The organism is Ruegeria sp. G7 (assembly GCF_056535465.1).
Genome location: NZ_JBQFIL010000001.1, coordinates 2,109,349 through 2,128,643, shown reverse-complemented (window position 1 = coordinate 2,128,643; position 19,295 = coordinate 2,109,349). Strand labels below are relative to the sequence as shown.

The 19,295-nt window shown below is 63.0% G+C and carries 19 protein-coding genes and 1 pseudogene; 1 reads left to right on the top strand and 19 read right to left on the bottom strand.

What is annotated here, in order from left to right; all coding sequences use genetic code 11:
- Window positions 1-70 precede the first annotated feature (70 nt).
- From ftsZ to ACR3EN_RS10640, 14 genes and pseudogenes are all read right to left on the bottom strand, one after another.
- Window positions 71-1,575: pseudogene (gene ftsZ, locus ACR3EN_RS10705) on the bottom strand (cell division protein FtsZ).
- A gap of 447 nt (window positions 1,576-2,022) precedes the next feature.
- The gene (locus ACR3EN_RS10700) at window positions 2,023-2,442 is read right to left on the bottom strand and encodes a hypothetical protein (RefSeq protein ID WP_480822668.1); all 420 of its coding nucleotides are present in this window, start codon (window positions 2,440-2,442) and stop codon (window positions 2,023-2,025) included.
- A complete protein-coding gene (gene ftsA / locus ACR3EN_RS10695; protein ID WP_480531467.1) occupies window positions 2,429-3,763 on the bottom strand; it encodes a cell division protein FtsA in 1,335 nt (444 codons plus the stop codon). The genes ACR3EN_RS10700 and ftsA overlap by 14 nt, the downstream gene beginning before the upstream one ends.
- An 8-nt stretch (window positions 3,764-3,771) precedes the next feature.
- Window positions 3,772-4,776, bottom strand: a complete 1,005-nt coding sequence (locus ACR3EN_RS10690; protein WP_480822670.1) for a cell division protein FtsQ/DivIB — start codon at window positions 4,774-4,776, stop codon at window positions 3,772-3,774.
- Entirely contained in the window at window positions 4,764-5,681 is a 918-nt protein-coding gene (locus ACR3EN_RS10685) for a D-alanine--D-alanine ligase (RefSeq protein ID WP_480822672.1), read from the bottom strand. The genes ACR3EN_RS10690 and ACR3EN_RS10685 overlap by 13 nt, the downstream gene beginning before the upstream one ends.
- 112 nt (window positions 5,682-5,793) lie before the next feature.
- Entirely contained in the window at window positions 5,794-6,714 is a 921-nt protein-coding gene (murB, locus tag ACR3EN_RS10680) for a UDP-N-acetylmuramate dehydrogenase (protein ID WP_480822674.1), read from the bottom strand.
- Window positions 6,714-7,019 carry a hypothetical protein gene (locus tag ACR3EN_RS10675; RefSeq protein ID WP_480843281.1) on the bottom strand — a complete coding sequence of 102 codons (306 nt, stop codon included), beginning with the start codon at window positions 7,017-7,019 and terminating at the stop codon, window positions 6,714-6,716. The genes murB and ACR3EN_RS10675 overlap by 1 nt, the downstream gene beginning before the upstream one ends.
- Entirely contained in the window at window positions 6,992-7,240 is a 249-nt protein-coding gene (locus ACR3EN_RS10670) for a DUF2484 family protein (protein WP_480822678.1), read from the bottom strand. Before ACR3EN_RS10670 ends, ACR3EN_RS10675 begins: the two co-directional genes overlap by 28 nt.
- On the bottom strand, window positions 7,237-7,479 hold the full coding sequence (locus tag ACR3EN_RS10665; protein ID WP_480918452.1) for a DUF2484 family protein: 243 nt from the start codon (window positions 7,477-7,479) through the stop codon (window positions 7,237-7,239). The genes ACR3EN_RS10670 and ACR3EN_RS10665 overlap by 4 nt, the downstream gene beginning before the upstream one ends.
- Window positions 7,480-7,539: 60 nt before the next feature.
- On the bottom strand, window positions 7,540-7,806 hold the full coding sequence (locus ACR3EN_RS10660) for a hypothetical protein (protein WP_480822681.1): 267 nt from the start codon (window positions 7,804-7,806) through the stop codon (window positions 7,540-7,542).
- Window positions 7,803-9,200 carry a UDP-N-acetylmuramate--L-alanine ligase gene (gene murC, locus ACR3EN_RS10655; RefSeq protein ID WP_480822682.1) on the bottom strand — a complete coding sequence of 466 codons (1,398 nt, stop codon included), beginning with the start codon at window positions 9,198-9,200 and terminating at the stop codon, window positions 7,803-7,805. Before murC ends, ACR3EN_RS10660 begins: the two co-directional genes overlap by 4 nt.
- Window positions 9,197-10,288: a UDP-N-acetylglucosamine--N-acetylmuramyl-(pentapeptide) pyrophosphoryl-undecaprenol N-acetylglucosamine transferase gene (locus tag ACR3EN_RS10650; protein ID WP_480822683.1), complete on the bottom strand. Its 1,092-nt coding sequence runs from the start codon at window positions 10,286-10,288 to the stop codon at window positions 9,197-9,199. Before ACR3EN_RS10650 ends, murC begins: the two co-directional genes overlap by 4 nt.
- On the bottom strand, window positions 10,288-11,451 hold the full coding sequence (gene ftsW, locus ACR3EN_RS10645) for a putative lipid II flippase FtsW (protein WP_480822685.1): 1,164 nt from the start codon (window positions 11,449-11,451) through the stop codon (window positions 10,288-10,290). The genes ACR3EN_RS10650 and ftsW overlap by 1 nt, the downstream gene beginning before the upstream one ends.
- 158 nt (window positions 11,452-11,609) lie before the next feature.
- On the bottom strand, window positions 11,610-11,966 hold the full coding sequence (locus tag ACR3EN_RS10640; RefSeq protein ID WP_480822687.1) for a cupin domain-containing protein: 357 nt from the start codon (window positions 11,964-11,966) through the stop codon (window positions 11,610-11,612).
- Between the two features lie 141 nt (window positions 11,967-12,107).
- Between ACR3EN_RS10640 and ACR3EN_RS10635 the strand changes: the two genes are divergently transcribed.
- A complete protein-coding gene (locus ACR3EN_RS10635; RefSeq protein ID WP_480822689.1) occupies window positions 12,108-13,286 on the top strand; it encodes a BaiN/RdsA family NAD(P)/FAD-dependent oxidoreductase in 1,179 nt (392 codons plus the stop codon).
- On the opposite strand, the gene ACR3EN_RS10630 is transcribed toward ACR3EN_RS10635, so the two are convergent.
- The 5 genes from ACR3EN_RS10630 to ACR3EN_RS10610 form a co-directional block, all read right to left on the bottom strand.
- Window positions 13,283-13,657: a glycine zipper family protein gene (locus ACR3EN_RS10630; RefSeq protein ID WP_480822691.1), complete on the bottom strand. Its 375-nt coding sequence runs from the start codon at window positions 13,655-13,657 to the stop codon at window positions 13,283-13,285. The two genes, ACR3EN_RS10635 and ACR3EN_RS10630, sit on opposite strands and share 4 nt — an antisense overlap.
- Before the next feature lie 112 nt (window positions 13,658-13,769).
- Window positions 13,770-15,164 carry a UDP-N-acetylmuramoyl-L-alanine--D-glutamate ligase gene (gene murD / locus ACR3EN_RS10625; RefSeq protein ID WP_480822693.1) on the bottom strand — a complete coding sequence of 465 codons (1,395 nt, stop codon included), beginning with the start codon at window positions 15,162-15,164 and terminating at the stop codon, window positions 13,770-13,772.
- A gap of 148 nt (window positions 15,165-15,312) precedes the next feature.
- Window positions 15,313-16,395 (bottom strand): phospho-N-acetylmuramoyl-pentapeptide-transferase, encoded by a 1,083-nt coding sequence (gene mraY, locus ACR3EN_RS10620; protein WP_480730839.1) that lies wholly within the window; start codon window positions 16,393-16,395, stop codon window positions 15,313-15,315.
- 31 nt (window positions 16,396-16,426) lie between these two features.
- Window positions 16,427-17,809, bottom strand: a complete 1,383-nt coding sequence (locus tag ACR3EN_RS10615; RefSeq protein ID WP_480822695.1) for a UDP-N-acetylmuramoyl-tripeptide--D-alanyl-D-alanine ligase — start codon at window positions 17,807-17,809, stop codon at window positions 16,427-16,429.
- Window positions 17,806-19,287 carry a UDP-N-acetylmuramoyl-L-alanyl-D-glutamate--2,6-diaminopimelate ligase gene (locus ACR3EN_RS10610; RefSeq protein WP_480822697.1) on the bottom strand — a complete coding sequence of 494 codons (1,482 nt, stop codon included), beginning with the start codon at window positions 19,285-19,287 and terminating at the stop codon, window positions 17,806-17,808. The genes ACR3EN_RS10615 and ACR3EN_RS10610 overlap by 4 nt, the downstream gene beginning before the upstream one ends.
- Window positions 19,288-19,295: the final 8 nt, after the last annotated feature.

Genomic DNA, 19,295 nt, shown 5'->3' with positions numbered 1-19,295 from the left:
TCAGGGTCCTGTTTTGTAACGATAAAGGGTCGCCAGATGGCGACCCCTTACAGTGATTTTGTTACCGTGGTCAGTTGGCTTGACGGCGCAAGAAGGCCGGAATTTCGATACGTTCCTGATCCGGGTCCGCCTCTTCCCGTGCAGGTGCCGTTGCGTCAGATGCCCGCATCGCCGGTTGCTGACGCGCCGGTTGGGCCGGAGTATCGGCGGCGTGGCCGGTCATCCGATCGATCAGACGGTTAAAGCCAAACCGGGGGCGATCCTCGGCCGCAGGTTGCGGTTGGGGGGCCGGTTCACGCGGTGCTTCAGCCGCCGGACGCAGACGGTTTTGCGGCACTTTCTGCACCGCTGCCTGCAGCCGTTGCATCGCCTCGGGCGACGGGGTGCCGGGGGTCGGGGCACGCGGCGCAACATACGCTTCAGCCGGTTCTTCCTGCTCGGGCTGAGGCTCGAACTGGGCCACCTGAGGCTGGTAGGCCGGGGGTGGCAGACCATCATCGTCCTGCGCGGCGGGCTCTTCGTGCCAGCCTTCGTTCAATTCGACATCCTCGATCGATTCAAACAACGTGGGGGCGATGTTTGCGTCTTCAGCGGCGGGGGCCTCATCCGCGGCGACTTGTTCGGGGGCTGGTTCTTCTGCCGAAACAGTACGGGTCAGCGGGGCCGACATCGAGCGGCGCGCAACCGGTACGTCGTCAGTTTTCTCGCTGGCGTCGATGCCGGTGGCAACGACCGAAACGCGCATGCCGCCTTCCATCTCGGTATCGAGGGTCGAGCCGACGATGATGTTGGCCTCGGGGTCCACTTCCTCGCGGATGCGGTTCGCCGCCTCGTCCAGTTCGAACAAGGTCAGATCATGCGCACCAGTGATGTTGATCAGCACGCCCTTGGCCCCCTTGAGGCTGATTTCGTCCAGCAGCGGGTTGGCAATGGCTTTCTCGGCGGCCTGAATGGCGCGGTCTTCGCCGGTCGCCTCACCGGTGCCCATCATCGCCTTGCCCATCTCGTCCATCACGGCGCGAACGTCGGCAAAGTCGAGGTTGATCAGGCCCGGACGCACCATCAGGTCGGTCACGCCTTTGACGCCCTGATAGAGCACGTCGTCGGCCATCGAGAACGCCTCGGTAAACGTGGTCTTTTCGTTGGCCAGACGGAACAGGTTCTGGTTTGGGATGATGATCAGCGTGTCGACGACCTTTTGCAGCGATTCAACGCCGTCCTCGGCCTGACGCATCCGCTTGGCACCTTCGAACTGGAAGGGTTTGGTGACTACTCCCACGGTCAGCACGCCCAGTTCCCGCGCGGCCTGCGCGATGATCGGAGCCGCCCCGGTGCCGGTGCCGCCGCCCATACCGGCGGTGATAAAGCACATATGCGCGCCCGCCAGGTGATCCACGATCTGTTCGATGCTTTCTTCGGCAGCCGCAGCCCCACGGCGGGCCGTGCACCTGCGCCCAGCCCTTCGGTGACCTTGACGCCCAGCTGCACCCGCGCCGACGAGCGGCTTTGCTGCAGCGCCTGCGCGTCGGTGTTGGCGACGACAAATTCCACGCCATCCAGCTGCTTTTCGATCATGTTGTCGACCGCGTTGCCGCCTGCCCCACCAACGCCAAATACCGTGATCCGAGGCTTAAGTTCGTCGTGCCCGGGCATCGAAAGATTCAATGTCATGCTCTGTCCGCCTGTTTTATATGTTGCCGCAAAATGCGGTTTTTTCTGACCTATCCACAGATGATTTTACTGTGTCATTTCGGAAACGTCACCAGAAAAATCGCAAGAATCCACAAAATATGGAGGAAATAAGGCAGCAAACAGCGGCATTTCGCTGTGACCGCCATATGTTGCGGCGAGAGCTTCAAGTCATACTACGCGCCGAAAGACCCCACCCGCCTGGATGCGCGTGCGGACACTGGTAGCTCACTTGTTCTGGTCGCGGAAAACTGCTCAATGTCCTGCCGCTGGGCCTCTGCCGGGCCTTGTGGATATCTTGCGGGATTCCGGCGCGCGCTGCAACCGATTTCTTTAGCCAACCGGGGCACTTGGGCAATTCAGGCCGTCCTCGGTGATGCTGCGGACCTCTTGCGTTTCGCTGCCGACGAATCTGGCCAGCCGTACCATCAGGCGGTCGTTGTGCAAGAAGGGCCACCAACAGACCGGCAGGCCATTTGGGGCATCGTCGTAGAGAAAGCAGATTTGACCGTTGGGCGTGGAGATCTGACCATAGACGCAGCCGCGTCCCTCCATCCGCCAGACGGACAGAGTCGGGCTGAGGAATTCCTCGGTCCCCACCAGCATACCGCTGCGGATTTCGTGGAAGGTGATGGTTTTGCCGACCACCGCGTCCAGAAACGCGTCCGGAGAGATCAGGGTTTGGGCCGGAGCCATGGCGGGCCACAGGGCCACGCCAAGGGCTGCCCGGCGCAGGGCTTTACCAGTTGTCACGGAACCAGCGCACGGCGCGTTTGAACGGGCGCGCGGCGTAGGTGTCGACGGGGATTTCGAAATCCCACCATTCATCCTGCGGATGCGCAGCAAACAGGCTGAGGCCCACAGCCGACGAGAACCCCGGCCCCGTCGCCGATTGCGGCAGGCCGTGCACGCGCAACGGGCGGCCAAGGCGGACGCGTTGGCCGAGGATACGGCTGGCCAGCCCGTCGAGCCCCATGATCTGACTGCCGCCACCGGTCAGCACGATCTGCTGACTGGGCAGGTGATCGAACCCCGCGGCGTCCAGACGGGTGCGGACCTCTTCGAGGATTTCCTCGACGCGGGGGCGCATGATTCCGATCAGCTCGGCGCGGCTGACGGTGCGGCGGTCGTGTTCCCAATCGCCGGTATCGCCGCCGATATCGATCATGTCGCGGTCGTCGGCCCCGGTGGCGTGGACGCCGCCGTTGAAGGTCTTGATACGTTCGGCCACCGCTGCGGGCACGCCAAGGCCCATGGAAATATCGCTGGTGACATGATCGCCCCCCATGCGCACGCAATCGGCATAGATCATGTGTTTCTTCATGAAGATCGACACGCTGGTGGTGCCGCCGCCCATGTCGATACAGGCCGCACCCAGTTCCTGTTCATCCTCGACCAGTGCGGAAATCCCCGACACATAGGCCGAGTTCGCAATCCCCGCCAGTTCCAGATCGCAGCGCTTGATGCAGCGCACGATGTTCTGGATCGCCACCGCGTCGACGGTGAGCATGTGCATATCCACGGCGAGGCTTTGCCCCAACTGACCGCGCGGATCAATCAGGCCCGAGCGGTTGTCCAGCGCGAAATTCACCGGCTGGGCGTGCAGCACCTCGCGCCCTTCGCCGTAATCCGGCACGTCGCAGGCGTTCAGAACACGGCCGACCTCGGCCTCGGTGACCAGTTGGCCCTCCAGATCGACTTGCGCATCCAGACCATAGGAGCGCGGGTTCGCGCCTGAAAAGCTGGCAATCACGTGGTCGACGCGGATATCGGCCATCTTCTGTGCGGCTTGCAGCGCGGTGCGGATGGCGCGTTCGGTTTCCTGCATCGCGGTGACTTCGCCAAACTGCACGCCGCGCGAACGGGTGGTGGCCGCGCCAATCACACGGAAACCGGTCTGACCTGCCATCGAGCCGATCGAGTTGTCCTCGGACAGCCGCCCGGTGCCGTCGAAGCGCAGCACGAGGCAGGCGATTTTGGAACTGCCCACGTCCAGAATGGCGACAACGCCGCGTTGCATGGCCTGCCGGCGCATCTGCCGCATGGCCCGTTGGGACTGATAAAGATCGGTCATCATGGTCGTTACTGCCCGCTACTCACATCTACTTTTGTGTTCCACCAGTCTTCGCTGGCTGTTTTGTTCATTCGAATGGTTGGCCGCTGTCCGAGGCGCATATCCACCGCCACCACGTCGCGTTCCAGAAGGTCCTGCACCTCGTTCACCGCCAGCACGCGTTCCAAGGCGCGCGCGGGGCGGTCGGTGGGCAGCATGATGCGCTGGTTGCGATCCAGCACCAGATCCCAGCGGCGTTCGCCGATGCGCACCAGACCGCGGACGCGTTCGCCCAGACTGCGCGCGGTGGTCAGGATCTGCAGCGCTTCGGGGACGTGTTTGTCGGCACCCTTGCCTGCGATCAGCGGCAGGGTGGCGTGATCGGCGCGCGCGGCGATACGGTCCACATGGGCCCCGGTTTCGTCCAGCAATTCGATCCCGTCGCGGGTGCGCCAGACGATCACCGGCTGGCGTTCGACCACGTCCACCTGCAGGATGCCGCCGGGGCGGATGCGCACGGTGGCCGATTTCACCGGGTCCAGCCCGGTGATGGTGTCGCGGATTTGCTCGACATCCAGATCCCAGGAACTGAGCGGGAAATCGAGCGGCACGACCTCGCGGATATCTTCCGACAGCGCGGTCCCTGCCCCGTCGATGGCCATCAGGTTGACCATGAATTCGGGCCGTTCCTGAATCGAGGTTTTGATGTCGGCGATATAGGTGCTGACGGCCTCGCGCCGGTCTTCCGAGGCGAAATAGCCGCCCACCGCAGCGACCACGGCCAGCACCGGCAGGCCGATCTTCAGCCCGCGCCGGATGCCGGGGGTAAGCATCCAGCGCTGAAAACGGTAGCTGAGGCGCGAGGGCGCGGGGTCCGACGCCTGCGCGCGGCCAAACAGGCGCGCACCGCGCAGGCGCAGTTTGGGTTCAGGTTTGGGATCAGGCCGAGGGGCCGCGGCGAAATCCGCGTCTGGCCCCGCAAGGGCTTTGGTCCGGTGGATCACCGGTGCGCGGGTGGCGGTCAGCGGTCGCATGAGGCATCCTCCACCATCCAGGCGCACAGCTGGCCGAATGTCATGCCGCAATGCTCGGCCTGTTCGGGCACCAGCGAGGTCGGGGTCATGCCCGGCTGCGTGTTGGTTTCCAGCAGGAACAGACCATCCGCGCCGAGGCTGTCATCCCAGCGATAGTCGGTGCGGGTCACGCCGCGACAGCCCAGAGCGTTATGGGCCTTGACCGCATACTCCATGCAGCGGTCAAAGATATCGGCGGGGATGTCGGCGGGCAGGACGTGCCACGATCCGCCCGGCTTGTACTTGGCGTCGTAATCGTACCAGCCGCCATCGGTCATGATCTCGGTGACGGTCAGGGGGCGGTCGCCCATGACGGTCACGGTCAGTTCGCGGCCTGCGACGTATTTCTCGACCATGATATGCTCGGGCATGTCCTCGGACAATTGCGGGGGGCCGTTCGAGCCTTCGTGGACGATATAGATGCCGACGCTGGAGCCTTCGTTGTTGGGCTTGGCGACGTAAGGAGGTTCCATCACGTGGACCTCGACCACCTCGACCTTGGGCACGATCACGCTGGGCACGATGGGCAGGCCCTCGGTCTGGTAAATCTCTTTGCTGCGCTGTTTGTCCATCGCCAGCGCCGAGGCCAGCACGCCGGAATGGGTGTAAGGAATGCGCATCCATTCCAGCAGGCCTTGCACACAGCCATCCTCGCCCCAGCGGCCATGCAGGGCGTTGAAAACCACATCCGGCTTAATGTCCAAAAGGCGCGCATAGAGGTCGGGACCCGCGTCCAGTTCGACCACTTCAAAGCCTTCTCCCACAAGGGCGGCTGCGCATTCGCGCCCGCTGCTGAGAGACACCTCGCGTTCCGCCGAGGGGCCACCCATCAATACCGCCACTTTGGGGTTTGTCCTGCTCGACATACCCAATGTGCGCCTCAATGTCCCCGGACCTTATGTGGTGGTCCGTACTGCGTTTATGCCTTTGATCCGTCGCCTGAATTTGCCTGATTTTGGTCTGACGGTTGGGGCTTTATTATTCCAGCGGATCACCGACCCGCATGATTTCCCACTCTAGCGTGATGCCGCTTGTTTCGTAAACCTTTTTTCTGACCTCTTCGCCCAGACCTTCGAGGTCTGCGGCGGTCGCGTCACCGGTATTGATCAGGAAATTCGAATGCTTGGGGCTCATCTGCGCGCCGCCAAGCGTGGCCCCGCGCATTCCGGCGTCGTCGATCACCTTCCATGCCTTGAGGTCGTGGACATCATCGGCCTTGCCGGTCGAGGAGAACCCGGCGGGGTTGCGGAAGGTCGAACCGGCGCTGCGGTCTTTGGTGGGTTGGGTTTCGTCGCGCTTTTGCAGTTGCGCTTCCATGCGGGCGTGCAGCTCGGCGGGATCGCCTTTGGGGCCTTGGAACGTGGCCGAGATCAGCACCGCGCCTTCGGGCAAGTCGGACTGGCGGTAGCGGAAGTTGAGGTCTTGGGGTGAGAGGTCTTTCACCTCTCCGGCCCGCGTGACGATGGTGGCTTTTTGCAGAACGTCTGCGGTGTAGCTGCCGTAGCAGCCTGCGTTCATGCGCACCGCGCCGCCGATGGAGCCGGGGATGGTGCGCAGGAAGGTTAGATCAACCCCCGCATCCGCGGCCTTGCGCGCCACATGCGCGTCCAGCGCCGCCGCTCCTGCGGTGACGGTGGTGCCGTCGATCGAGATCGTGTTGAACCCGCGCCCCAACCGGATCACCACGGCACGCAGCCCCCCGTCGCGGACGATCAGGTTCGATCCGACGCCCATGGGGAAGACCGGGGTATCTGCGGGCAGGCCGCGCAGAAACGCCTGCAGATCTTCGGTATCAGCCGGTTGGAACAGGTAATCCGCAGGCCCTCCGACACGCAGCCATGTGAGGTCGTTGAGCGGGCGGCTTTCGGTGAGCTTTCCACGAATATCCCAGTTTGTCATCAACGCGATCTTCGCCACGAGAGTCTTCCCCAAATCCAACCGATTAGTGAGAAAACACCTGCTATCAGCAACCCCGCCCAAAAGACAGCTACAAAAGCAGTCTGAACGTCATGAGAGATGCTGCGCAAATAAAGTGTCAGCCAAGAGAATACTGAAACCCACGCTACACCTAAAAACTGGCAAGTTGCATTCTTGTTTTGCAAAGCCAGAATTCTGAAGAAAAAAATAAAAAATGCCGCCAGCGTCAGCGCAATCAAATAAAGCAAAAGCACAAACTCTAGCCCCCGATACTCTTTCGTATCCAACGGGTCAGGTAAATCACCGGCCAGCGCAGCACGGACATGCCCATCGCCAGCACCAGCAGCCCGATCCACGGGCCGTTTTCATATGTGACATAACCCAGAATAGGCACGCCGACAGCGATCAGGAAATAGGCTCGCCGCCAATGGTTATCCTTGCTGGGCAGCATCGCAAGCACGTTGGCGACCAACCCCCAAAGACCGGCAAGCGCGATTGACCAGTTCATTCCTGCACCTCACGTCCAGTCCATTTGCGCCAATAGTAGCGGATCGGATTGCGAAACATCGAGACGAACCCGGCGAGCGCAAGTAACCCCACAAACCAGCCATAATCATAGCCTAAGAACACAATTAGCGCCGGGGCACTGACGAACAGCACGATACCGGGCGGGAATTGCAGCCGCATGGGGAGCATCGCCACTATGGTTGAGGCGAAGACCCAGAGGCAGGCGATTATGAGCGACAAACTCAAGACGCTCCTCCTGATGGGCCTTGGCCGTGATGACCAAAGATGTCTGTTGGAGTGTCAAGCATCGCGAAGCTCTTGAGCTGCTGACTGTTTTTTTCTGCGCCAGAGGCCAGCGCAAAAACCTGCGAATAGAAACGGAAGCGAATTCAACGCAATAAAGGCCGCAAACTTTGCACCGATGGAAACCTTAGTATCCGGGCCGTAAAGTACGTAGAGCAAAAACCCAGCAATCAGAGCGATCACCCCAAGCATAACCCACCTGGGCAAGACTCCGATCACAAACCCCAACCCAAACAATATCAATATGCCAAAAAACGCGGTCATGCGACTAGTCGCTCGGGCAACCCATTGGCCCAAGCGCTGATCGTACCGGCGCCCAGACAGACGACCATATCCCCCGGGCGGGCCTGCTCGCGGACAAGCCGCGCGAGGTCGCCTTCATCCAGAATTGCTCGGGCGTGGCGGTGGCCGTGGCGGATCAGGCCCTGCACCAGCGCGTCGCGGTCGGCCCCTTCGATCGGGTCTTCGCCCGCCGCGAAGACCTCGGCGATGGCGACGACGTCGGCGTCATTGAAGCAGGTGCAGAAATCGTCGAACAGGCCGGACAAGCGTGAATAGCGGTGGGGTTGATGGACGGCGATGACGCGGCCCTCGGTCGCCTGACGGGCGGCTTTCAGGACGGCGGCGATTTCAACCGGGTGGTGGCCATAATCGTCGATGATGGTGACGCCGTTCACTTCGCCAACCTTGGTGAAGCGGCGGTTAACACCACCGAAATTGGCCAGCGCGTCGCGGATCTCTGACGCTTTCATGCCCAGATGACGGGCTACGGCCACCGCAGACAGAGCGTTCGAGACGTTGTGGTCACCCGGCATTGGCAGGGTGCAGCCTTCGATTACCTTGTCTTCGTATTGCAGGTGAATATCGAAATGGGCGACGCCGCCCTTATAGGTCAGGTTCTCGGCCCGCACATCGGCCTGCGCGTTGAACCCATAGGTGCGCACGCGGCGGTCGGTGATGCGGCCCACAAGCGCCTGAACCTCGGCATGGTCAGTGCAGCAGACGGCGAGGCCGTAGAAGGGCAGGTTCGAGACGAATTCATGGAATCCGTCGCGCAGCTGATCGAAATCGCCCCAATGCTCCATATGCTCGGGGTCGATATTGGTGACGATGGCGATGGTGGCGGGCAGGCGGTTGAAAGAACCGTCGCTTTCATCGGCCTCGACCACCATCCATTCGCCCTGCCCCATTCGCGCGTTCGAGCCGTAGGCGTGGATGATGCCGCCATTGATGACGGTGGGGTCGAAATCGCCCGCGACCATCAGCTCGGCCATCATGGTTGTTGTGGTGGTCTTGCCGTGGGTTCCGGCAATCGCGATGTTCGAGCGCAGGCGCATCAGTTCGGCCAGCATGTCGGCGCGGCGCACCACCGGCAGGCCTTGCGCGCGCGCCTCATCCAGTTCCGGGTTGCCCGGTTTGATCGCGGTCGATGTGACAACCACGGCGGCGTTTTGCAGGTTTTCGGCGCGCTGGCCTTCGAAAATCTCGGCCCCCAGCGCAGCCAGACGGTCGGTGATCTTTGATGCCTTCAGGTCCGAGCCCTGCACTTGGTAACCCAGGTTCAAAAGCACCTCGGCGATGCCCGACATCCCGATCCCGCCGATGCCGACAAAGTGGATCGGTCCGACGTCCTGCGGCAGTTTGGTGGCTGGGGTCATGGGGTCTCCTTCTGCGCGAGGTGTTCGACGAGGGCGGTCAGACGCTCGGTCGCATCCGGTGCCCCAACGGACAGCGCGGCATGGGCCATCTTCTGGGCGGCCTCGGGGGTGGTGAGAACCGTGGTGATTTGCTCTGTCAGCGCGGAAACGTCAAGGGCGTTTTCGGGGATCATGATCGCCCCACCCGCCTGCACCAGCCCACGCGCGTTGGCGGTTTGGTGGTCGCCTGCGGCGGTGGCCAGCGGGATCAGGATCGAGGGTCGCCCGATCACCGAGATATCGGCGATGCTGGACGCGCCCGATCTGGAGATCACAAGCTGAGCATCAGACATACGGCGCGGAACGTCGTCAAAGAACGGCTGTACATCGGCGCGAATGCCGTGATCAGCGTAGAAGGCCTTGACCCGCTCACCGTCCTCATCCCGCGCCTGATGCGAGACGCGAACGAAGCCGCGCAGGTATTCGGGCAGCGCTGCAAGCGCTCCGGGCACCACGTCGCTGAGAATGCGCGCGCCTTGGCTGCCGCCCATTACAAGGACAGACATCGGGTAGTCGCCGGGCGGGATATAGGGCGCACCGGCACGGTCCAGCACGGCGGCGCGGACCGGGTTGCCGGTGTGGACGCCTTTGGAGCCGTCGGGCAGGTCCGTGGGCCAGACGCCGCAGGCCACTTGGGCCACACGGGTCGCGAATATCTGGTTCACGCGACCCAGAACCCCATTCTGTTCATGGATCATGCGCGGGAGTTTCAGCAGCGTCGCCGCACTCAAAGCCGGGATCGAAGGATAGCCGCCAAAGCCCACCACCACGTCCGGTTTATCGCGCATCATCTGCGCCGCCATGCCGGTGACGCCTGCGGCGATCTTGGGCCCGACCAGCATCTTGGCCGCCAGACCGCCACGGGCGAAGGTAGCCGAGGAAGCCTCGACGATCTCAACGCCTTCGGGGAACGCTCCGGTATAGCGCGCACCGCGCGGATCGGTGGACAGGCGCACGCGCCAGCCTTTGTGCAGCATCGCCTCGGCCAACGCCTGTGCCGGGAACATATGGCCCCCGGTGCCGCCCGCTGCGATCAAAAGATAGGGCATCAGCCTCGTCCGCGCAGAATGTCGCCCAGTTCGCCTTGAGGGCGCGAGCGGGTGAAGGCCAGCAGCATGCCAACGGCGATGCCGCCCGCGATCAGGGACGAGCCGCCATAGCTGACAAACGGCAGCGTCATGCCCTTGGCGGGCAGCAGGCGCACGGCGACGCCCATGTTAATCATCGCCTGCACACCGAACATGCAGGCCAGACCGGTCCCGGCCAATCGGATGAACATATCGCGCTCACGCATCAACCGCAGCAACGACCGCACGACGATCAGTGAATAAAGCGCGATGATGATGAGAACGAGGATCAGGCCGTATTCTTCGGCCGCAACCGCAATGATGAAATCCGTATGCGCATCGGGCAGCGACCATTTCACCTGCCCCTCACCCACGCCGACACCGAACAAGCCGCCCTCGCGGATGGCATTGGTGGCGTAGCCAAGCTGCGTCGTCGGGTCGAGTTCCTGATTGAGGAAACCGTCGATGCGGCGGGCGAAGTGTTCGGAATTGGAATAGGCGAACATGCCGCCCAGAACCACGGCTCCGGCCATTCCGACCAGCAGCAGCATGGGCGCGCCGGCGACGAAATACATCACGCCCCAGCCAAAGAGGATCAGGCAGGCTTGCCCGAAATCGGGCTGCATCACCAGCATCGCCACAATCGCCATGCACAGCGCAAAGGACCACAGCCGCCCCGGCGGGCCGTTGATTTCCTGCGATGCGGCCAGCAGCCAAGCGGCGACGACCACAAAGCCGGGTTTCAGGAATTCCGACGGCTGCAGCGAGGCAAAGCCCAGCGAATACCAGCGCACGGCACCCTTGCCGAAATCGGTTCCGAAGATGGGCAGGAAGGCCAGCGCCACAAAGGCCCCCAGAAAGCCCAGCACCGCCAGACGTCGTACCAGCGTGGGCGACATCATCGAGGTCAGCAGCATCGCCACCAGCGCCAGCCCGCCAAAGATCGCCTGCCGTTCGACATAGTGGAACGGATCGAACCCGTTGCGCCCTGCCAGCGGTGGCGACGAGGCCAGCCCCAAGAGCAGCCCGATGACAAACAGGATCAGAACGCAGGACATCGTCCAGCGATCAATCGTTCGCCACCACTTTGGTAGAATCGGTTCGCCGCGCTGGTCCTGGACCGCGCCATACACCATCTCAGTCATGAGATACCGCCACTATCTGCCTCGTTAACGTCCCGTTTTCGGGATCTGTTTGAGAGTCTACAGGTGTTTTTACGTTTGGGCTAGGGAAATAAGGGAAAATCTCTGCTTAACAGGGCAACCTCAGCGGGCCGCCCAGAGATGGGACATTGATGCCACCGTCACAGCCTTGGCTTGGGCGCGGCGGGCTGGCCGGAATCGCCTGAATTCGGCTCTCCTTTGGGCTCGATCAGCACTACCTTGACCTCGGTTTCGGCACGCGGCCGATGCACGACGCCTTTGGGAACGACGCAAATCTCTCCGGCGCGGACGGTGTGCGAGGGGTGGCCTTCGATATCCATGATCATCTCGCCCTCAAGCACCAGAAAGAAATCATCCGTGGTGTCATGTTTGTGGAAGGGGAATTCACCCTGGAATTTCACGACCATGATGTCATTGTCGTTGTAGTCAGCGACGACATGCGGGTCCCAATGGCTTGAAAACAGGGCCAGCTTTTCCTTCAGGTTGATCGGTTTCATGTGGGTTCCATCCGATGTGCAGTGACTGGGCAGGGTTCACCCCGTATCAATCGGAAACGCGCAGGCATTTTGCAAGACTGCGCGGACCAACACAGCCCATGGGGCCTTGTCTTTCGCGCCGATCCAAGCCATCCCCGCCGCATGACCTATGACACGATCATCCTCGGCGCTGGCGCGGCTGGCATGATGTGCGCCGCCAAGTGCGGTGGACGCGTGCTGGTGATCGACCATGCCAAGGCTGCAGGCGAGAAAATCCGCATCTCGGGCGGCGGGCGATGCAACTTTACCAACATGTATGCGGGGCCCGCCAATTTCCTGTCGCAGAACCCGCATTTCTGCAAATCGGCGCTGGCGCGGTATACGCAGTGGGATTTCGTCGATCTGGTGAATAGCCATGGCATTGCGTGGCACGAGAAGACTCTGGGTCAGTTGTTTTGCGACGGATCGTCAAAGCAGATCATCCAGATGCTGCTGGACGAGATGGATCGCGCCGGAGCGGAGTTGTGGGTTCAGACCGAGATGAAAGACCTGCGCAAGACCGAAGGCGGCTTTGCCCTGGAGGTTGAGCGCGAGGGGCAGCGCACCCCCCTGACCTGCCGCAATCTGGTGCTGGCGACCGGCGGCAAGTCGATCCCCAAGATGGGGGCGACGGGTTTGGCCTATGATATCGCGCGCCAATTCGGGCTGCAGGTGACCGAAACCCGGGCGGCGTTGGTGCCGTTCACCTTCTCCGAAGGTCGCTTCAAGGACCTGTCGGGCGTGTCCCTGCCCGCGCGTCTTGCGAATGACCGCACCAGCTTTGACGAGGCTTTGCTGTTCACCCATCGCGGCCTGAGCGGGCCTGCGGTGTTGCAGCTGTCCTCGTACTGGCACGAGGGTGAGGCGATCCGGGTCAACCTGATCCCTGATCTTCCCCTGTTCGACCTGCTGCGCGATCAGCGTCAGGCCGGAGGGCGCAAAGCCCTGACCACGGAACTGGCGCGGCATCTGCCTGCGCGGTTGGTTGAACATCTTGGCCAGCATATCCCGATGGCGGGCAATCTGGCGGATCAATCCGATGCGGCGCTGACCGATCTGGTCGCAGCACTGTCCAACTGGCACCTGACTCCCTCGGGCACCGAAGGGTATCGCACCGCCGAGGTGACGCTGGGCGGGATCGACACCGATGATCTGTCGTCAAAAACGATGGAGGCCAGGGATGTCCCCGGCCTCTATGTCATTGGCGAAGCGGTGGATGTCACCGGCTGGCTGGGCGGCTACAATTTCCAGTGGGCGTGGTCCTCGGGCCACGCCGCAGGATGCGCCATCGCAGGCCGTTAGCCTACAACATTGTAGCCACGTCCGCGCATGCAGTTGCGCACGATGACTTCCTTGTTCTGGTTCTTGTTGATCACGTCCGCGCCCGCGCCCACCAGCGCGCCGGCAACAGCTGCGCGGCCTAGGTTGTCGCTGCTGTCCTGCACAATCCCGGTCACAGCTGCAGCACCCGCAGCGCCGATCGCCGCGTTCCCTGCGGTTGATCCGTCAACGCTGGCTTGCGAAGCAGCCAATTGCTGGCATTGCGCCAGATCAGAGTTGTAGTTCGGCCCAACGGGGCCGTCGATCACAGGCTGATAATTGGCGCCGGTATTGGTGCAGGCCCCGGCAGCAAGCAAGGCGGGAACGATTAAAAGAAGTTTACGGTTTGGCATTGTCATGACCTCGTGTTGAATTTCCTGAAGGCAAAAACCAACTCAGGTGGCGCGTCAAGCGGATAGGGCTGCAGCTTCGCCGAACCGGCGGTCAATTGCAAACACCCCGCGCTCAGAGGCGTTTTTGCACCTCGGCCACGAAATCATCGCCGCGTTGCTCGAAATTGTCATATTGGTCGAAACTGGCCGCCGCCGGGGCCAGTAGGACGGTTTCGCCCGGTTGTGCGTCCGCCATGGCCTGTTCGACAGCCTCGGCCATGGTGGTGCAGACCTGCGCCTGTGGCTCGAGCTGCATGGCGAACCCGGCAGCCTCGCGCCCGATGACATAGGCCTTGATCACGTGGTCGGCAGCGGTGTTCAGGGCCTCCAGCCCACCCTCTTTTTCAAGCCCGCCGCAGATCCAGCGGATCTGTTTGAACGCGCTCAACGCTTTCAGGGCGCTGTCGACATTGGTGGCCTTGGAGTCGTTCACATAGGTCACGCCATCCGCCTCGGCGATGATCTGGCTGCGGTGCGGCAGGCCGGGGAAGGAGTGCAGCGCATCCTCGATCACCCGGGGCGCGAGGCCCAGCGAGCGGCAGGCGGCATAGGCGGCGCACGCATTCTGGTGGTTATGCGTGCCGGGCAGGCCCCTAATGCCGCGCAGATCGATAGAGCCCGCCTGACGACCCTTACGGTATTCCGCAAGGTACCCTTTGCGCGCAAAGACCTGCCAGCCCGGCCCGGTCAGCTTGCGCGCGACCGAGACGCGGATCACCCGGTCATCCGTCGGGCCTTCGGCCAGTTGCCCGGCCAGAAACGCGCCCTCGGCCTCGTCAATACCAATCACGGCGCGATCGGGTCCGCCCTCGGCGAACAGGCGGCGTTTGGCGGCGAAATAGCCGCCCATGCCGCCATGGCGATCCAGATGATCGGGCGAGAGATTGGTGAATACCGCCACATCCGGGGTCAGCGCCCGGGCCAGTTCGGTCTGATAGCTGCTGAGTTCAAGCACCACGACCGAGCCATCACCGCCCGGGTCGATATCCAGAACGCCCCGCCCGATATTGCCCGCCAGTTGCGAGTCGCGCCCCGCCTCGGTCAGAATATGGTGGATCAGCGCGGCGGTGGTCGATTTGCCGTTCGAGCCGGTCACCGCGATGACCCGTGGCGGGGTGTCGTAATTGTTCCACTCGGGCCCCGCAAAAGAGCGGAAGAACAGCCCGATATCATTGTCCACTGGAACGCCCGCCTCCAACGCGGCGGCCACAACGGGGTTTGGTGTCGGATAAAGGTGCGGGATACCCGGGGAAACGATCAGCGCGGCGATCGCGTCAAACGCCCCGTGACGGCGCAGATCGGCGCAGGTGAACCCTTCACCCTCGGCAGCCTCACGCGCGGCGGGGTTGTCATCCCAACAGACCGGCTCGGCCCCACCCGCACGCAGCGCCCGCGCGGTGGTCAGACCCGACCGCCCCAGCCCCAGAACTGCAACTTTCTGTCCTGAAAACCCTTTGACCGGGATCATGCCGCCCACCTTCATCGTCTAGAAATCAGCGCCACCCTGCACCGAAGGATTTGCCAAAGGCAAGGGCGCGTTCAGGCTCGCGCGACAGCGCAAGCCGGGCCCAACGGGTGGCAGGGGGGCCGCAGGCCCTCCGAACCCGGCGGGAGCGTTACCGAACCTTCAGCGTCGCCAGCCCAATCATCGCGAGGATCAGCGAGATGATCCAGAAGCGGATGACGATGGTGGGCTCGGCCCAGCCCTTTTTCTCATAGTGGTGATGGATCGGGGCCATCAGGAACACCCGCCGTCCCGTCCGCTTGAAATAGAGCACCTGAATGATCACGCTCAGCGCTTCGACCACGAACAGGCCGCCGACCACGGCCAGAACCAGCTCGTGCTTGGTGGCCACGGCGATGGCTCCCAGCGCACCGCCCAGGGCCAGCGATCCGGTGTCACCCATGAACACCGCTGCAGGAGGGGCGTTGTACCACAGGAAGCCCAGACCTCCGCCGAACAACGCGGCGGTGAAGATCAGGATCTCCCCTGTGCCCGGCACGTAGTGCACGTCGAGATATTCGGTAAAGTCGACCCGGCCCACCGCATATGCGATCACGCCAAGGGTCGAGGCCGCGATCATTGCAGGCATGATGGCCAACCCGTCCAGCCCATCGGTCAGGTTCACCGCATTCGCCGCGCCTACGATCACGATGACCGCGAAGGGGATATAGAACAGGCCCAGATTGACCAGCGTATCCTTGAACACCGGCAGCGCCAGTTGGTTCTGCAGATCCGCCGGGTGGTGCAGCGTCGCCCAGAGCGAGGCCAGAACGGCGATGATAATCCCCAGCGCCAGCCGCATCTTGCCCGACACGCCTTTGGTGTTTTGCTTCGACACCTTGGCATAATCGTCGGCAAAGCCGATGGCCGCATAAGCCAGCGTCACGAACAACACCATCCAGACATAAGGATTGTCCCAGCGCGCCCAGACCAGTGTCGAGGTCACCAGCGCGCCCACGATCAGCAACCCGCCCATGGTGGGCGTTCCGGCCTTCGAGAAATGCGCCTCGGGCCCGTCATCGCGGATCGGCTGGCCCTTGCCCTGCTTGCGGCGCAGCACGTTGATCAGGGGTTTGCCGAACAGGAACCCAAAGATCAGCGCGGTCAGAAAGGCGCCCCCTGCGCGGAAGGTGATATAGCGGAAGAGGTTCCAGAAATCGCCTCCATCCGACAGGGCGGTTAACCAATAAAGCATACCAATACCTTTCTTACGCACCGGGCATGGATCACGCGCGCACTTGCCCCATTTTCCGCAGACCGTCAACAATCTGCGCCAATGCCATGCTGAGCGAGCCCTTCGCCAGCACCGCATCGCCATCGCGAATGAGTTCGGGCAGACGCGCGGCCATCTCGGCGCTGGTCTCGGTCCAGAGCCCCCGTTTGCCTTCGGGCAACGCCTGATGCAGCGCCTGCATCAGCGGGCCGATGCAATGGACCTGATCGACCTGCGCCATTGCGCCGACATCCGCCATCGCGGCATGCATCGCCTGTTCCTGCGCACCCAGTTCCTTCATGTCGCCCAGAAACGCGATCTTGCGTTTGCCTTGTGAGGCGGCCAGCACGTCCAAAGCGGCCTCCATCGAGGTCGGGTTGGCGTTATAGCTGTCGTCCAGCAGTTCGATCTGACCCTCGGACAGCGCGATCACCTCGCGCACGCCGCGCCCCTTGACCGGAGACCAGCGGCGCAGGCCCGCGATGGCCTGATCCAGATCGACGCCCATCTCGACACACGCCGCCAGAGCGCCCAGTGCGTTCATGGCGAAATGCGTACCCGCCGATTGCACGTCGAATCGGATGGGCTTACCGCTGACAGTTCCTTGCGCCTGCAAGTTGTCCGGGCCCTGCTCCACCTCGGTCAGGGCATAGCCTTGCGCGGCGCGGCCAAATTCGACAATCTTGGCGCCTTTGGCCTGCGCGCAGTCGCGCAAGATGTCAGCGTGGTCGATATCGGCGTTGACGATGGCCGCTCCGCCCGTTGTCAGCCCGTCAAAGATCGCGGCCTTTTCGTGGGCGATGCCCGCCACGTTCTCGAACGCTTCCAGATGCACCGCCGCGACGGTCGTCACCAGCGCCACATGCGGTTGCGCCTGACGGGCCAAAGGAGCGATTTCGCCCGGATGGTTCATGCCGATCTCGATCACGGCGAATTCGGTGTCGCGCGGCATACGGGCCAGTGTCAGGGGCACGCCCCAGTGGTTGTTGTAGCTGGCGACGCTGGCATGGGTTTTGCCTTGGGTTTCCAGAATGCTGGCCAGCATTTCCTTGGTCGAGGTCTTGCCGACGCTGCCCGTCACTCCAACCACGCGCGCCTTGGTCCGGGCGCGGGCGGCCTGCCCCAGCGCCTGAAGCCCTTGCAACACATCATCGACAATCAGCAACGGCGCATTCTCGGGCACGCCTTCGGGGATACAGGACACCAGAGCAGCCCCGGCACCCTTTTCCAGCGCTTGCGCCACGAATTCATGACCGTCGCGGGCGGCCTTGAGCGCAACGAACAGGTCGCCCGGTTGCAAGGTGCGGGTGTCGATGGAGACGCCGTTCACCTGCCAATCGGAGGTCGCACGACCCTTGGTGGCCTCGGCGGCCTCGGCTGCGGTCCAGAGCGTCATGCGACCCTCCCGTCCAAAGCGGCGACCGAGATGCTGGCCTGTTCCACATCGTCAAACGGCAAAACCTGATCACCGACGATTTGACCGGTTTCATGGCCTTTGCCTGCGATCAGAAGCGCATCGCCCGGTTGCAGCGCGTCGATGCCGCGCAGGATGGCCTCGGCGCGGTCGCCCACTTCGGTGGCCTCGGGCGCGCCCAGCATGACGGCGGCGCGGATGGTGGCCGGGTCTTCGCTGCGGGGGTTGTCGTCGGTCACAAAGACCAGATCGGCGTTTTCTGCCGCCGCCTGCCCCATGAGCGGGCGTTTGGTGGCGTCGCGGTCGCCGCCCGCGCCAACGATGGCGATCAGGCGGCCCATCACATGCGGGCGCATCGCCTTCAGCGCGGTGGCGACGGCGTCGGGCGTGTGAGCGTAATCGACAAACACCGCTGCGCCGTTTTCGCGCGTCGCGGCCAACTGCATCCGGCCCCGGACGGTGGTCAGATGCGGCAGGGTTTCGAATACGCGGTCGGGGTCTTCTCCGGCGGCGATGACCAGACCGCAGGCCAGCAGGACGTTTTCGGCTTGAAACCCGCCGATCAGGTTCAGGCGGGTTTGATGGACCTTGCCCTTCCAAGAAAAGCGCAGATCCTGCCCGGTCGCATCAAAGCGTTGATTCAGAAGGCAAAGATCGGCACCCTCGGGGCCGACGGTGAAGATATTCTGTCCGCGCGCCTCGGCGATTTGGCGCACTTGCGCGCCCTTGGGATCGCTGAGGTTGATCACCGCGACGCCGTCCTCGGGCAGCACCCGGTCGAACAGACCGGCCTTGGCGGCGAAATAGGCCTCGAACGTGTCGTGATAGTCTAGATGATCCTGCGTGAAGTTCGAGAACCCAGCGGCGGCCAGATGCACCCCGTCCAGACGACGTTGTTCAAGGCCGTGGGACGAGGCCTCCATTGCCGCGTGGGTCACGCCATTCGCGGCGGCCTCGGCCAGACAGCGGTGCAGCGTGATCGGTTCGGGCGTGGTGTGGGCCAGCGGGGCGGTCCATGCGCCCTCGACGCCGGTGGTGCCGAGGTTGACGGCGGCAAGGTCCAGTTCGGTCCAGATCTGGCGGACGAAGCTGGCGACGGATGTTTTGCCGTTGGTACCGGTGACCGCCACGATGGTCTGCGGCTGCGCGCCGAACCACAGCGCTGCGGCCCCGGCCAGCGCCTGGCGGGGGTCTTCGGTGACGATCAGCGCGGCGTCCGAGGCGGCCAGTTCCTGGGCGGCGCTCTCAGCCCCTTCGGCGTCGGTCAGGATCGCGGCAGCGCCCATGCGCAGGGCGTATTGGATGAACTCTCCGCCATGGACGCGGGTTCCGGGGAGGGCCGCGAAGAGGAACCCATCCTTCACCTCGCGGCTGTCAACCGCCAGTCCGGTGATGTCAGGATTCGCCCCGCCCCGTGCGGTCAGGGCCAGTTCGCTGAGTTTCTTTGACTGATTGCCCATGACCCACC